Annotated in this window: 12 protein-coding genes, 1 tRNA gene and 1 pseudogene; 1 reads left to right on the forward strand and 13 read right to left on the reverse strand. The window is 54.3% G+C overall.

Annotation, left to right across the window (positions count from 1 at the left end; all coding sequences use genetic code 11):
• Positions 1 to 135: 135 nt before the first annotated feature.
• From P156_RS0105295 to P156_RS0105305, 4 genes and pseudogenes are all read right to left on the reverse strand, one after another.
• On the reverse strand, positions 136 to 1,506 hold the full coding sequence (locus P156_RS0105295; protein WP_027869241.1) for an MFS transporter: 1,371 nt from the start codon (positions 1,504 to 1,506) through the stop codon (positions 136 to 138).
• Between the two features lie 56 nt (positions 1,507 to 1,562).
• Positions 1,563 to 2,858, reverse strand: coding sequence for an aspartate kinase (locus P156_RS13720; RefSeq protein WP_369770557.1), 1,296 nt, complete (start codon positions 2,856 to 2,858; stop codon positions 1,563 to 1,565).
• Between the two features lie 48 nt (positions 2,859 to 2,906).
• Positions 2,907 to 3,818 (reverse strand): annotated as a pseudogene (gene metA, locus P156_RS13725) (homoserine O-succinyltransferase); the annotation flags it as partial.
• A 96-nt stretch (positions 3,819 to 3,914) separates the two neighbouring features.
• Positions 3,915 to 5,024, reverse strand: coding sequence for an aminopeptidase (locus tag P156_RS0105305; RefSeq protein ID WP_027869243.1), 1,110 nt, complete (start codon positions 5,022 to 5,024; stop codon positions 3,915 to 3,917).
• 68 nt (positions 5,025 to 5,092) lie between these two features.
• Here P156_RS0105305 and P156_RS0105310 point away from each other — a divergent pair.
• Positions 5,093 to 5,180: transfer RNA gene (locus tag P156_RS0105310), tRNA-Ser, on the forward strand.
• Positions 5,181 to 5,361: 181 nt separating this feature from the next.
• On the opposite strand, the gene P156_RS0105315 is transcribed toward P156_RS0105310, so the two are convergent.
• The 9 genes from P156_RS0105315 to P156_RS11670 form a co-directional block, all read right to left on the reverse strand.
• Positions 5,362 to 6,291 carry a thiamine pyrophosphate-dependent enzyme gene (locus P156_RS0105315; RefSeq protein ID WP_027869244.1) on the reverse strand — a complete coding sequence of 310 codons (930 nt, stop codon included), beginning with the start codon at positions 6,289 to 6,291 and terminating at the stop codon, positions 5,362 to 5,364.
• Positions 6,275 to 7,456, reverse strand: a complete 1,182-nt coding sequence (gene porA, locus P156_RS0105320; protein ID WP_027869245.1) for a pyruvate ferredoxin oxidoreductase — start codon at positions 7,454 to 7,456, stop codon at positions 6,275 to 6,277. The genes P156_RS0105315 and porA overlap by 17 nt, the downstream gene beginning before the upstream one ends.
• Before the next feature lies 1 nt (position 7,457).
• The gene (locus P156_RS0105325; protein WP_242838699.1) at positions 7,458 to 7,781 is read right to left on the reverse strand and encodes a 4Fe-4S binding protein; all 324 of its coding nucleotides are present in this window, start codon (positions 7,779 to 7,781) and stop codon (positions 7,458 to 7,460) included.
• Positions 7,782 to 7,783: 2 nt separating this feature from the next.
• Complete coding sequence (locus P156_RS11660; protein ID WP_051600676.1) at positions 7,784 to 8,407, reverse strand: 2-oxoacid:acceptor oxidoreductase family protein; 624 nt, start codon at positions 8,405 to 8,407, stop codon at positions 7,784 to 7,786.
• Between the two features lie 431 nt (positions 8,408 to 8,838).
• Positions 8,839 to 9,780 carry a saccharopine dehydrogenase NADP-binding domain-containing protein gene (locus tag P156_RS0105335; protein ID WP_027869247.1) on the reverse strand — a complete coding sequence of 314 codons (942 nt, stop codon included), beginning with the start codon at positions 9,778 to 9,780 and terminating at the stop codon, positions 8,839 to 8,841.
• An 83-nt stretch (positions 9,781 to 9,863) separates the two neighbouring features.
• Complete coding sequence (locus P156_RS0105340; protein WP_027869248.1) at positions 9,864 to 10,349, reverse strand: hypothetical protein; 486 nt, start codon at positions 10,347 to 10,349, stop codon at positions 9,864 to 9,866.
• Complete coding sequence (locus tag P156_RS0105345) at positions 10,346 to 10,807, reverse strand: DNA-binding transcriptional regulator (RefSeq protein ID WP_027869249.1); 462 nt, start codon at positions 10,805 to 10,807, stop codon at positions 10,346 to 10,348. The genes P156_RS0105340 and P156_RS0105345 overlap by 4 nt, the downstream gene beginning before the upstream one ends.
• Before the next feature lie 47 nt (positions 10,808 to 10,854).
• Positions 10,855 to 12,045 carry an MFS transporter gene (locus P156_RS12745; RefSeq protein ID WP_051600678.1) on the reverse strand — a complete coding sequence of 397 codons (1,191 nt, stop codon included), beginning with the start codon at positions 12,043 to 12,045 and terminating at the stop codon, positions 10,855 to 10,857.
• 117 nt (positions 12,046 to 12,162) lie between these two features.
• On the reverse strand, positions 12,163 to 13,773 hold the full coding sequence (locus P156_RS11670) for a rubredoxin (protein ID WP_081818457.1): 1,611 nt from the start codon (positions 13,771 to 13,773) through the stop codon (positions 12,163 to 12,165).
• Between the last annotated feature and the right edge of the window lie 10 nt (positions 13,774 to 13,783).

Below are 13,783 nucleotides of genomic sequence, written 5' to 3' on the forward strand. Positions count from 1 at the left end.
ATTATACCAACACAATCAGCACAAAATAGACATCCTTTAGTTATTAATAAGACATACACCGCAAGTCATTTTTCTAATCATTATCGTAAAAAAAAACTGCCAGATGGCAGATTTTTTAGACGGGTCGTCACACCCTCAATCTTGTCCCCTCGCCATGGACATGAACACCGCTGCCACCCCCAGCGCGATGAAAATACAGAAGGTCACATGCAGTGTCTGAACCAGTTCCTGCGCACTGACCGCGTCCAACGCCCTGTTTCCCAGATAACTGCCAGCCACCAATGTGACGATAGCCATGCTGGAAGCGTGCCCATAGGTCCGCATGGTAGCCAGGATGGAGTTGGCCACACTCAGATCCTTCTTCTCCACACGTGCCATGATAGCATTGGTATTGGGTGAGGAGAAGAGCGCAAACCCAAACCCCTCGATGACCAGTGCGATGAGCACATACCACAGGGGTGTCTCTGTCTTCAGAAAAGCAAACAGGATCAGTCCTATCACACAGAAGCACATGCCCGTACTGGCCAGTTTCCAGGGCGGTACCCGATCTGAAAGTTTCCCCATCATCGGAGAGAATATAGCCTGCACAACAGGCATGGTGATCAGGATCAACCCGGCTGTCTGTGAATTGTACCCCATATCCACCTGCAGATAGATACTGACCAGGTAACTGATGGCAAAGGTGGCCCCATAGTTCAGCATAGCAGCAAAATTGGAGAGCGTATAAACCCTGTCTCTGGTGAACATGGAAAGTCGGATCACCGGCTCCACTGCTCGGTTCTCCACAAAGATAAACAACACGAAGAGAAGGAGTCCTGTTACCAGAAAGAGCTTACTCATCAGACCTCCGGTAAAGGTGCTGAACCCATACAGGCTCATCCCCACGGAGCCGATGAACAGCAGACTCCCTGTTACATCCGGCCGGGTCTTGCTCTGTGGTCTGTCCGCTGGCGCCGCCCGCAGCGACAGCAGGAAAGACGCCACGCAGGCGATGGCTGTCACCGCGAAGATAGACCGCCACCCCAGGTTGTGGTTCAGAACTCCTCCCAGCACCGGTCCCAGTGATAGTCCGGTGTATACCGCTGCCGTGGACAGTCCCAGTACCCTGCCCCGTTCCTGCGGCGGATAGGAGGCAATCAGCATGGCGTTGTTGGTAGAGAAGATCATCGATCCTGCCACCCCCTGCAAAACACGCAGTACAAGCAGCATTCGGATAGAGACAGCAAAGCAACTGGCCAGAGATACGAGGCCCATCAAGCTGATCCCGATCATGAGGATGCGTTTTCGGCCAGTGGCATCCGCCAGTTTCCCCATCGGAACGCTGAGGGAACTCACCGTCAACATATAGGCGGTTACGATCCATCCAATCGTCACGGCACTGGTATGAAACTCTGCTTCCAAAGTCGGAACACAGAGATTGATGGCGCTTCCCAGAAAAGTGGTGATAAGTGCTGTCACCACTGTCATTCGTAGAGTATTCTTCTGTTGCTCTGCCGTATATTCCATGTCTGTCCCCTGTTGAAAGCGCGCCGCACTGTGGGTGTCGCGGCGCGCAAGGCATTCTATTTCTTGACGAATTCCGAGTAGATGGCCTTGATGGCTTCTCGGAAGTTGTTCTCTTCGATTCCGATCAGCATACTGATCCCATCCACGCCATAGTCAAGCAGCTTCACGTTGATCTGCTCAGCCGCCAGCGCTGTCAGGATCCTCACGCTGACTCCCGGAGAGACTGCCATGTGCCGGCTGACGATGGCGATGGTCGCAAGACCATCCGTGATGCTGACTTTGTCCGCGTCGATGGCCGTCCGAAGCTTCTCGCTGAGCTCACGCTTACGCCCCTTCACCTGCTCTTCATCCACCAGAACATTCAGGGTGTCCACTCCAGCCAGCATGCTGTTCACAGTGATCTCTTCCTGGGCAAACACCTGGAGAAGCTTGGTGCGAATGTCGCTGTCTGCGTTCAGACGATCCTTCTCCACCATGATGCTGGCATGCCCGGTCTCCCCGGAGATGCCGGAGATCTTCAGGATAGAAGGATAGTAGTCAGCGTTCTTTACGATGAGGGTTCCCGCCTCTTCCGGCTTATCAGTGTTCCGGATATTCACCGGAATACCCACCTTGCGTACCGGATAGACTGCATCCTCGTGCATCACCTCTGTCCCTCGTGCAGTGATCTCCCGCAGTTCCTTGTAGGTAATCACAGGTACAGTCAACGGGTTGCGCACGATCCCCGGGTCTGCCATGAGGAGTCCGCTGACATCCGTCCAGTTCTCGTATACATCTCCCTTCACTGCCGCCGCTACAAGCGCGCCGGTAATGTCCGATCCTCCCCGGGAGAAAGTACGGATCCGGCCCTCTGTATCCTTTCCGTAGAATCCGGGCACCACCGCGTTATCGTGGGGATCCATGACAGTCGCGATCCTCGCCACTGTTTCCTTATATTGCAGGTCCCCTTTCTCATCGAAGAGGATCATCTCTTCCGCATCCACAAAGTCATACCCGAGATAGGCTGCCATGATCTTGGCAGCCAGGTATTCTCCCCGGCTCACCAGGTAGTCCTCTCCGGCGCCGTCGCGGTAGGTATTACGGATCCGGTCGATCTCGCTGTCAAGATCAAAATCCAGTCCCAGTCCCCGCACGATGCTTCGGAATCGGGTGATGATCTTGATCATCATGGAATCAAACTGTCCCTCTTCCGTGGCCTTGATGAAAAGATCGGTGACCTTGATATCTTCCTTGTTGCGCTTTCCGGGAGCGGACACCACAACATAGTGCCTCGCCTCTTCCTCCCGCACGATGGCTGCCGCCTTCTTGAACTGGGCCGCCGTCGCCAGCGAGGTCCCGCCGAACTTCACCACCTTGAAATCCGCCTTGCCGTCCAGCGGTGCCAACAGGTCCTCGCTGCTGATCTGCTGGATATCGTAAGGGGTAGACTGGTACACAAAGTAGTTCAGCCAGTTGGAATAAAGCAGATTGGCGCAGGACCGCCACCGCACGATGGGTGTCTTGGTGTCATCATCGTCCGGGAAGTAGTTCTTGGGGACCTTCGGATGGATGCCCGCCGCCTTGTCCCGCTCGTACTCATTCATCAAGGTATTCCAATCGTACTCCGAGTGGCCCATGATGAAGATCTGGCGATCGTTGGTGCTCTTCACGGCGAACACCCCTGCCTCATCCGAGCTGGCCACGATCTTCAGTTCCGGCACCGCCTCGATATCTTCCCGGTAGTTGGTAGTGTTCCGGGAATGAGGTACATAGAAGGTGTCATCGAACCCGCGGAACAGCATCCCGTTCTGATAGTCCAGATGATGCTCGTATACACCCGATAGTTTCTCCGGGAGCAGATGTTTCTGGATCCCGTAGTGGTAGTACAGCGCTGCCTGGGCCCCCCAGCAGATGTGGAAGGTACTATGGACATGGCTCTTGCTCCACTCCATGATCTCACAGAGCTCATCCCAGTATTCCACCTCCTCGAACTCCAAAAGCTCGATGGGCGCACCAGTAATGATCATCCCATCGTAATATCGGTTTCGAACATCCTCAAATGTCTTGTAAAAGGCGATCATGTGCTCCTGGGAGGTATGTGCCGCCTTATGGCTGCTGGTCTGCAGAAGCTCCAGCTCGATCTGCAGCGGCGTGTTTCCAAGCAATCTGGTGAGCTGTGTCTCCGTATCGATCTTGGTGGGCATCAGGTTCAATAATAGGATATGCAGCGGCCGGATATCCTGGGTGATCGCCCTGGAATCCGTCATGACAAACACGTTTTCCTTGGTCAGTGTGTCTACCGCCGGCAGATTGTTCGGTACTTTGATTGGCACTTGTACGGCCTCCTGTCTAATATATATACAAAGTATAGTTTATCACAAACCCTGCACTTTCTCAACCCTCTCGCCCAAAGCCCGGCGGCCTGTCTCCTACTTCAGGTTCTCTGGATTGAGACCTTCCAGTTCCGGCAACACGAACAGGCCATCCTTTCTGACCAGCACGTCATCCATCCAGATCTCCCCGCCGCCGTACTCGGGCCGCTGTATCATCACGAGATCCCAGTGGACAGCGGATTTGTTGCCGTTAGGCGCATCCTCGTAGCACATCCCAGGTGTCAGGTGGAAACTGCCGGCGATCTTTTCGTCAAACAGGGTATCCTTCATGGGATCCAGAATGTATGGATTGAATCCGAAGGAGAACTCACCGAAATACCTGGCCCCTTCATCTGTATCCAGGATCTGGTTGATCCGCTCGTTGTCGTTGGCGGTGGCTTTCACGATCTTTCCATTCTCGATCTCGAACCGGATATCTTCGAAGGTAAACCCCTGTTCCAGGGACACGGTGTTGTAATGGATCACACCGTTCATAGAGTTTCTTACCGGTGCTGTATACAGTTCTCCATCCGGGATATTGCATTCTCCGGCACACTTCACCGCCGGGATCCCCTTGATAGAGAATGTCAGATCTGTGTCCGGTCCCAGAATGCGTACCCGGTCCGTCCGTTCCATCAGTTCCTTCAGCGGATCCATGGCCCTGCTCATCTTGCTGTAATCCAAGGTGCACACATCATAGAAGAACTCCTGGAAAGCCTCCGTACTCCGTCCCGCCAGCTGGGCAATAGAAGGCGCCGGGTACCGCAGGATCACCCACTTGGTCTTATCCACCCGCCAGTCCAGCGTGGGCGTCAGCAGTCTGTTGTACATATTCAGCTTATCTACCGGCACATCGGAAAGCTCTGCGTTGTTCGCCCCCGCCCGCACCGCGATATAGGCATCCATCCCCTTCATCTGGTAAAGAGAATAGTCATTCATGAAAGACAGCTGCTCCTCACTGGCGCCCAGCAGGAGCTCCCTGGTCACGGAAGCCTCCGACCGGTTAACAAAAGGCTGTCCTCCTGCTTTGTATACGTCCTTCACGATCTGACGCACCAACGGCACGCACTCATTCCCTTCGTACTCGATCAGTATATTCTCCCCTTCCTGCAGATGGCAGGAATAGTTGACCAGCAGGTCAGCCAGTTTCTTGTCTCTTGGATCCATGGTTCCTCCTTTATATTTTCCTTGCCTGGTGGGCGATCCTGTGTTACAATATATGAGCTAACGATTCTGGAGAGATGTCAGAGTGGTCGATCGTGCGGCACTCGAAATGCCGTGCCCTTCACCGGGCCCCGGGTTCGAATCCCGGTCTCTCCGCCATTATAGCATTGAAATTTCAACGTTTCAATGCTGTTTTTTTATTTTGTCCACATCTTCGACCCTGCAACCCGACCATTCCCCATTTGGGCAACCGCCCCTTTACGAAAGAACAGAGGCCGTCTTTTGAGACAGCCCCTGATGTAAATCCTCTCACTATCGCTCGGTACTCCGCCGCTGAAGTTTATTTGCATTTCTCCAGAAGCGCTTCCCATTTCCGGTCGACGTACGCTTGGGCGTCTTCGATCATCCACTCGTTCCCCTTGCGGAACATGTGGGCGAACCGCCCCTGCCGTACCAGAAAATCCTCCACCGGTCGTTTCTGTTTCGGCTCGTAGGACAGGTGCCATTCTCCATCGATGACTTCGTACAGCGGCCATACACAGGTATCCACCGCCAACTTGCAGATCTCCGCCAGGTCTTCCATCTCGTACCGCCAGCCTCTGGGACAGGGGGAGAGCACATTCAGGAAGCAAGGACCCTCCGTGTAGATTGCCCGATGCGCCTTCTCGTGTATGTCACGAAAATCACCGAAGGTAGTGGTCTGCGCCACATAGGGCACGCCGTGTGCCGCAATGATGGCTGTCAGGTCTTTCTTGGTCTGGGTCTTTCCATAACTCTCCAGCCCCACCGGTGAGGTGGTAGCATCCGCAAACCGCGGTGTGGCGCTGGACCGCTGGATCCCTGTGTTCATATAGGCCTCGTTGTCGTAGCACACATAGACCATGTCATGCCCACGCTCCATGGCACCGGAAAGTGACTGCAGTCCGATGTCATAGGTCCCTCCATCGCCGCCAAAGCAGATGAACTTGTAATCTTCCTTCACCTTGCCTGCCTTGCGGAGCACCCGGTAAGCGGCTTCTACACCGCCGGTCATGGCCGCCGCGTTCTCAAAGGCGCTGTGGATGTAACTGTCCTCATAGGCGGTATCCGGATAGATGAAGGTGGATACCTCCAGACAACTGGTGGCATTGGAGATGACGGCTTTGTCCTCTGGCTCCAGCGCCCGGAGCACCGCATTCACCGCGACACCCGCGCCGCACCCCGCACAAAGCCTGTGCCCCGGGGCAAACCGGCCCTTCTTATTCAATTGTTCCCTAAGCCTGTATGCCATCTTCGTCTCCTCTCACGCCAACATGTCTGTATACCTGGTCGTTCTCTCCCTTCGCCAGATCCTCGTAGATCGCTCGGAAAGTATCCGTGGTCACATCTCTTCCCCCCAGTCCGTACACAAAGCTGACCATTCTGGGCCGCGCCGGGCAGTCGTACAGGGCGGACCTGGTCTCTGCGAACAGTGGACCGCCGCAGGCAGAGAACCCCTCACACTTATCCATGACGGCAACCGCCTTCCGTCCGGCCAGGGCCTTCTGCAGTTCCTCCCAGGGGAAGGGACGGAAAACACGGACTTTTACGACACCTACCTTGTGCCCCTGCTCCCGGAGCATGTTGCAGGCTTCCTTGGCGGTGCCTGCCGAGGAGCCGATGAGCACCACCGCGTACTCCGCATCCTCCATCTGATATTCCTCGACCATACCGTAATGGCGGCCGGTCATCTCCTCGAAGGCCTCTGCCACCTGGTAGATACGTTCCCGGGCAGCTTTCATGGCTTCCGCCTGGGCTTTCTTGATCTCCATATAATAAGGAGAGACGCCGTAGGGCCCTACCGCCAGTGGCTCCTGTTCATTCAGCAGGTAGTGCTCCGGCTGATACTGCCCCACGAATCCCTTCACATCCTCATCCGCACACAGTTCGATATTCTCCACCGCATGGCTGGTGATGAACCCATCCTGACAGATCATAATAGGAAGTCTGCAGTGCTCTGCGATGGGCATGGCCTGAAGGTAGTTGTCGTAAACCTCCTGGTTGTTCTCAGCATAGATCTGGATCCAGCCGCTGTCCCGGCAACCCATGGAGTCAGAATGGTCGTTGTTGATATTGATGGGGCCGGTCAGTGCCCGATTTACCACCGCCAGGGTGATGGGCAGCCGGCTGGAAGCCGCCACGTAGAGGAGTTCCCACATGAACGCAAGTCCTGCGGAGGACGTGGCTGTGATGGCACGTGCTCCCGCCGCCTCTGCACCGATGCATGTGGACATAGCAGAATGCTCCGACTCCACCGCCACGAACTCCGTATGCACCTTGCCGTCAGCGATGTACTTGGAAAAATATTGCGGGATCTCTGTGGATGGAGTGATTGGAAATGCGCCCATCACATCTGGATCGATCTGTTTCATGGCGTAGGCCACTGCCTCGTTGCCGCTCATTCTGTCTCTGGCCATGCTACACCTCACTTCCCATCTTGATGGCATCGAAATGGCAGACCTTGGCACATATACCGCACCCTTTGCAGTGATCCAGATCTGTGTCAAGCCGCTTGCCGTTCTCAACCGGAATGGACATGTCCGGACAGAAGGGAACACACAGGAGGCACTGCTTGCATTTCGCTGCGTCAAATACCGGGGTCAGGACTCTCCATTCCCCGGTCATCACCTGTCTGGACGTGCCGGGCTCGTAGATCTCCGCTCCCGGTGTCAGTTCATACCATTTGCTATTCTCGTGTATATCCTCCGCAGAGACAAAGCTCTGCATTATTCTTTCACTCATTCCTATCCTCTCCGTGCTGCGTTCAGTTTGGACCCGCGTGCCGGGGCCGGTGCCACCTTCACCTGGTCCATGGACATCTTCAGCGCTTTCATATTTCCTTCTACCACCTGTGGCTTTGAGGCAAACTTGTGGCGGAAGGATTCCTCCATATCCTTCAGAAAACGATCTTTCTCAATGACATTGCTGACCTTGACGGCCGCCGCCAGCATAGGGGTGTTGGGGAAATTCCTTCCCAACGCTTCTCTGGAAATAGTCCCGGCATCCACTGTGCAGACCTTTCCCTCATAGCCACCCAACTGTGCTCTCACATCTTCCGGGCTCCGCTTGCTGTTGACGATGATCGCTCCATCCTCGGACAGGCCGGCTGTCACATCGACGGAGTGAAGCAGAGTCTCGTCCACCACCACCACATAATCCGGGTGGTAGATGTTGGAGTGAACTCTGTTCTTGTCGTCAGAGATCCGATTGTAGGCGGTGATGGGGGCACCCATCCGCTCGGGGCCGTACTCAGGGAACCCCTGCACCTGCTTGCCGGAACTGAATGCCGCATCCGCCAGCAACAGACACGCCGTCTTGGCTCCCTGGCCGCCTCTTCCGTGCCATCTGATCTCTACTGTATTGCCCATACTTCTATCCTCCTGTTACTGTTCTCCACGCGCGCCAGGCCCAGAATATGACAAATCCTCGCCCTGTATCAGGACGAGGATATAGAATACTCGCTTATAAACCACCTGCTACATGCACGCATACCATCATATGCTCTTCCGATCACGGGGAAGGCCCGTCCTCACTTACTCACCTGCCGGCTTTCGGTTCGGCAACTCGGGAGTGATGTTCAGTGAACGCTTACTCAGCACCGGGCTCTCACCCTCCCCGGCTCGCTCCTGCCTTTCTACGTAAACCTACTGTCTCCGTCAAAGTCTTTGGTTTTATGAAATTACATTGCTATACTAACACTTAAGCAGAAGGTTGTCAACCATTTTTTGTGCCATTCCACAAATAGACCTTCATTTCATTGTGGCCGCAGAATGAATTTTCAGATAATTCATCCGAATAACTATAGCAACCCCTCCGTCAACGCCGCCTTTCGAATGATATCCACAGAGGACAGAAATGCGGCATTCTCTTCATCGCTCATCACCACCTCCCGGATATCCTCAACACCACTGCGACCGATCACCGATGGCACAGATACGGCCACGCCCTGTACGCCGTATTCTCCCTGCAGAACGGTGGACACCGGGAATATCTCTCTGCTGTCTGCAGCGATTGCTGCCGCGATCCTGCATACCGTTGCGGAGACCCCTGTACTGGTATATCCCTTACCATGAAATATGCGAAAGGCTTCTTTCTTGAAAGTCTCATTGAGTTTCTCTGCGTTAAGCGGCAGCGACTCACCGGTAACGCTGGCCAGGTATTCCTGAAGTGTCATGCCCAGAACCCTGACCGTACTGAGCAGCGCCACCGCCGAAGCCCCATGCTCACCAACCACAGACATGTGGACGGATCTGTCTGACAAGTCCAGAAGTTCTGCGATATATCGCACCAGACGAGCTGTCTCCAGCAATGTGCCGGAACCGATGACCTTCCGTGGATCCTGCCCAGTGACCTGCTGGATCTTCATGGTAATCGGATCCAGGGGATTGGTAGCGTTGATTATGATGGCGTCCTCGTTATAGCGAACGACTTCTGAGAAAATCTCCCGAGCGATGGCCACATTGTCATGGAGCATCGCCATGCGATCACTACTCACGACCTTAGAAGAGCCGGCCGTAAAGATGATGATATCCGCCCCTGCCGTAGCCTCATAGCCGCCGTAATGGAGACGAGGTCCGTATTCTTCCCTGACCACGGCTGCATCCCGGGCGTCCTCCACCTCCGCGCGGATCTTATCAAGACTTCTCCCCACAAGTGTGATCTCTTCAATCATGCGAACTCTCTGAAGATCATGAAATATGGTCTTGCCGACATTGCCTGCGCCTATAATTGCTGCTTTCATGGAAACCTCCCGTAACCGGATAATGAGTTTTTGCTTAATTATAAGGTATTCCTGATCGCCCTGTCAACTTGCCTGCGCGATCACTATGAGAACCATTCCAACGGAAGCAGAAATAGATAGGGCGCCGTCAAAACAGCCAGATTGCGGGCGGCCCGCCGGGCATGTTCCGAGGCCAGTCCCGCCGTCTCAAGGATGCGACGGTCAAACTGAAAGATTATGATACCTGCCAGCAAGATCCCGCTGGCCACGACAAGAAAACCCAACGGGTGACTAAATGGATTCAACATGACTGCCTCTTGGATCTTCTGCAGACGATCACTATCTGGCTCTGTGATCACGAACAGCGGAAAAGTCCCGATAAAATCACAGAGAAACCCCATAAAGCAAATGGGCAGCGTGTAACGCCGACAAAATCTACGGTGTCCTTCCACTTTCCTGAGGCTGTAACGCAACACCAGATAGTCCACCAGATAATTGGCCGGAATCAGAAAGAGCCACAATGGACTAGGTAGAAAGATCAGCATCCATAATGGCATGATCACATTGAAGATAGTGATGTCTTTCCTCATACCTCCCTCCCTGCACAAAGCATCGCAAGGTGCTCCTCCACCACGTCACGGTCAAAGGAAGACAGAATTCGCTGGTCTTGCTCGTTCAGCAACCGGTAATGCAGAGATATGATGTTCTGCTGAATCCGGTATCCCTGTTCCTCTCGGATATCTCTCCACCAGATCTTGCCACCCATGGTGTCCGGGAAATGCACATCCACATCCTGAAAAGCCACTGCAGCAATGATATCCGAGACCTCTCCACCGAAGGCATTCTGGAGGACCTGACTCTTGGAAAAGATCGTGGTCAATGCAACCACCTCCGTCCAGCCCAGTCTGCGGCGTCCCTTCTCGCTCTCCACCAGAGTCTTCTTGGAGATCCCCAGGATCAGGGCCATCTTGTCCTGGGTCAGCCCATACTCCGTCCGGATCAATTTCAGAAGTCCATTCACTCTGTTAATTAATTCTTCCCTTTCCATATCTCGCCTCCCATATAGTGTAATATTACACTATATGAGTTTATTTGTCAATTCTTGATCGTCATCGCAGACCAAAGCGCCAGCAAGATCGCGATCCCCATGGCCACCCCATAGGAGGACAAATCCACTCCGGCTACTTCCGCACACCCCTTGCAGACGGCGATCAGGAAGGGCGCCAGAAACTGCGCCAGATACAAAGCCATGGAAAGACGAGGCATCACCCTGGTGGGCGCGTCTTTCCCGGCCAACGTCGAAGCGGTGGTCATGATAAAGGGTACGCCTACTCCATTGGCAAAGCCTACCAGCATGGATCCGCCCACGGTTCCGCACCAGCCTGGGAAAAACTCCAGAAACGCATACCCCACCAGAAAGAGGATCGGCGCGACCAGCTTTGTTCCTCCTCGAACGATCTTTCGCACGTGGACATACATCATCCCACCGAAAAACCCAAGGATGTCCATGGCAGCCATAATGAAGGCAATGAAATGTCTGTGGATGATCCCGTCTTCTGCAGTCTCCAGAGCAAAATCGGCCGGGTACACGAAGAACACGGTCATTAGAAGGAACATCCCCACGATGAATGGGTAGTATTCGCGAAAGGCGCTTGGACGGGATGTCTCTGCCGGATCCCCATTGCATGCCATGCCTCCCCTGCTACGGTCACCTATGTATTCGTTTGGCATCCACTTCCATACCAAAAGCATGCTCCCAAGCCCCAGCAGGTAGACAAGGAAACTGGCCCGCCAACTGATGGTCAACAGCCCGCCGACGATGAGCATGGCCACCACGCCTCCCATCATGTTCATGGCCGAGGCGTAACCCATGAGGACATCCTGCTTATCCTTCGTGAAATAGAAGGCGATGAGACCGGTGGACATGGGCATCAGGATCCCCACCCCGACGCCCACCAGGGCACGGCAAAGCAGGATCAGCCAGATGTTGCTGAAGATCCCGGCAATGCTCCCGAATACCACGTACAGAAGCAGACCTGCCAGCACCAGCGTCTTTGCCCGGAACCTCCGGCACAGTTTCTGGAAAAACATGTTTGTCAGGAAGATAAAGAGCGCCGGAATGCTGATGATCATCTGTACCAGCACCGGGTCTGTCCCCCGAAAATGGGCGGCGATCAGATCCAGGGCTGGGGCCACCGCCGCTCCCGCCATCACCGTCAGAAGAGACAGCGACAGGATGGCCACCATAAGCTTGCTTCGTCTGTGTTTCCTGAAAAAACCGTTCATACCTACCTCCAAAAAAAAAGCGTAAGCCCGTAGTTCGGACTTACGCAAATCTTGATTTACTACTCAACCGGAGAGTATTGTATCACATAGCGCGACCAAAAATCAAATGTTTTTTGTTCAGGCTTCTTCGAACTTGCTCTTTGGCACCTTGCAGACGGGGCAACGGAAGTCATCAGCCACATCTTCCCAGAGCGTGCCGGCCTTGATGCCCATGTCGGGAGCACCCTCTGCCTCACTGTAGGACCATCCACAGACGGAGCAGGTGAACACGCGGCTGCCCGGAGCATTTCCGGTGACCTCTTCCACCTCATCCTCAGCCTCTGCACCGCCCTGCTGCTCAAACTTGCTCTTTGGCACCTTGCAGATGGGGCAACGGAAGTCATCGGCGATATCCTCCCACTTGGTTCCCGGAGCGATTCCCATGTCGGGTGCACCCTCTGCCTCGTTATAGGTCCATCCACAGACAGAACATACGAACATGCGGCTGCCTGCTGCGTTTCCTGTAACCTCGACCATTTCTTCCTCCTTCTCTGCGCCCTCGGCCAGCAGCGCCTCTACCAATGCCGGCACCTTGGCAAAATCATCCTCATCCGGGTTCCAGTTGCACTTCAGTTTCTCATTCACCACAGCGAAACCGGCTTTCTTGAGCTCGTCCTGGATGATGCCTACCGATTCGCCGCTCCAGCCGTAGCAACCGAAGGCTGCGGCCTTCTTGCCCTTGAATTTCAGGGACTTCAGGAAGGACAGCCAGCCAGCGATGCTCACCAACACATCGTTGACGCAGGTCGGCGATCCGACAGCGATCGCCTTGGAGCGGAACACCTCTGTCATGATTTCATTCTTGTCCTCCTTAGCGGTGTTGAACATCTTCACGATGGTGGATGGGCTCTGTCTGTTGATCTCATCAGCGATCGCATGGGCCAGTTTCTTGGTGCCATCCCACATGGTATCATAGGCGATGGTGATCTGGTTATCCGGCTTGTTCTCTGCCCACTTCACATAGGTCTCCACAATCTGCATCGGGTCATCTCTCCAGATGACGCCATGGGATGGACAGATCATATCGATGGGCAGGTTCAATGCCACGATCTCGTCGATCTTCGGCTTGATAAAGGAAGCGAAGGGATTCAGGATGTTCACAAAGTATTTCTCCGCCTCTCTGTACAGCAGCGTCTGGTCTGCCACCAGGTCGTTGAACAGTTCGCCGCATGCAAAGTGCTGTCCAAATGCATCCATGGAGAAGAGGATGTTATCCCCGGTCATATAGGTAGCCATGGAATCTGGCCAATGAAGCATCTTCATCTCCACAAAGATAAGTTTCTTGCCATTTCCGATGTCAAGCTCATCTCCTGTGTGCACGGGATGGAAATCCCAGCCATGCTTGCCGTACTGTCCCTCCAGACTCTTAACAGCCTCCTCGGTGCAGTAGATCGGTGTATTCGGGATCTCCGCCATCAGTGCCGGCAGGGAGCCTGTGTGATCCTGCTCACCGTGCTGCATGACGATGGCATCGATCTTAGAAAGATCGATCTCAGACTTCAGATTGTTCAGCCACCATTCTCTGTGAGGGGTCCAGACGGTGTCCATCAGGATGGTCTTCTCCTCCTCGATCAGATACGCATTCTGGCTCGATCCATTGAAGGTAGACAGCTCGTCACCATGGAAGGTCTTCAGTTCCCAATCCAAATAGCCGACCCAGCTTACGTTTCCCTTAACTGCTTTTCTCATAGTTGTTCCT

The sequence above is a fragment of the Eubacterium sp. AB3007 genome (genome assembly GCF_000688015.1).
Lineage (GTDB): Bacteria > Bacillota > Clostridia > Peptostreptococcales > Anaerovoracaceae > Aminicella.

Bases quoted from the DNA above. Each gene is read 5' to 3' on its own strand.
- P156_RS0105335 (WP_027869247.1), bottom strand. From the start codon at position 9,780: ATGAAAGCAGCAATTATAGGCGCAGGCAATGTCGGCAAGACCATATTT.
- P156_RS11660 (WP_051600676.1), bottom strand. From the start codon at position 8,407: ATGGGCAATACAGTAGAGATCAGATGGCACGGAAGAGGCGGCCAGGGA.
- P156_RS0105295 (WP_027869241.1), bottom strand. From the start codon at position 1,506: ATGGAATATACGGCAGAGCAACAGAAGAATACTCTACGAATGACAGTG.
- P156_RS12745 (WP_051600678.1), bottom strand. From the start codon at position 12,045: ATGAACGGTTTTTTCAGGAAACACAGACGAAGCAAGCTTATGGTGGCC.
- P156_RS0105340 (WP_027869248.1), bottom strand. From the start codon at position 10,349: ATGAGGAAAGACATCACTATCTTCAATGTGATCATGCCATTATGGATG.
- P156_RS0105325 (WP_242838699.1), bottom strand. From the start codon at position 7,781: ATGAGTGAAAGAATAATGCAGAGCTTTGTCTCTGCGGAGGATATACAC.
- P156_RS0105345 (WP_027869249.1), bottom strand. From the start codon at position 10,807: ATGGAAAGGGAAGAATTAATTAACAGAGTGAATGGACTTCTGAAATTG.
- porA (WP_027869245.1), bottom strand. From the start codon at position 7,456: ATGGCCAGAGACAGAATGAGCGGCAACGAGGCAGTGGCCTACGCCATG.
- P156_RS0105305 (WP_027869243.1), bottom strand. From the start codon at position 5,024: ATGGATCCAAGAGACAAGAAACTGGCTGACCTGCTGGTCAACTATTCC.
- P156_RS0105315 (WP_027869244.1), bottom strand. From the start codon at position 6,291: ATGGCATACAGGCTTAGGGAACAATTGAATAAGAAGGGCCGGTTTGCC.
- P156_RS11670 (WP_081818457.1), bottom strand. From the start codon at position 13,773: ATGAGAAAAGCAGTTAAGGGAAACGTAAGCTGGGTCGGCTATTTGGAT.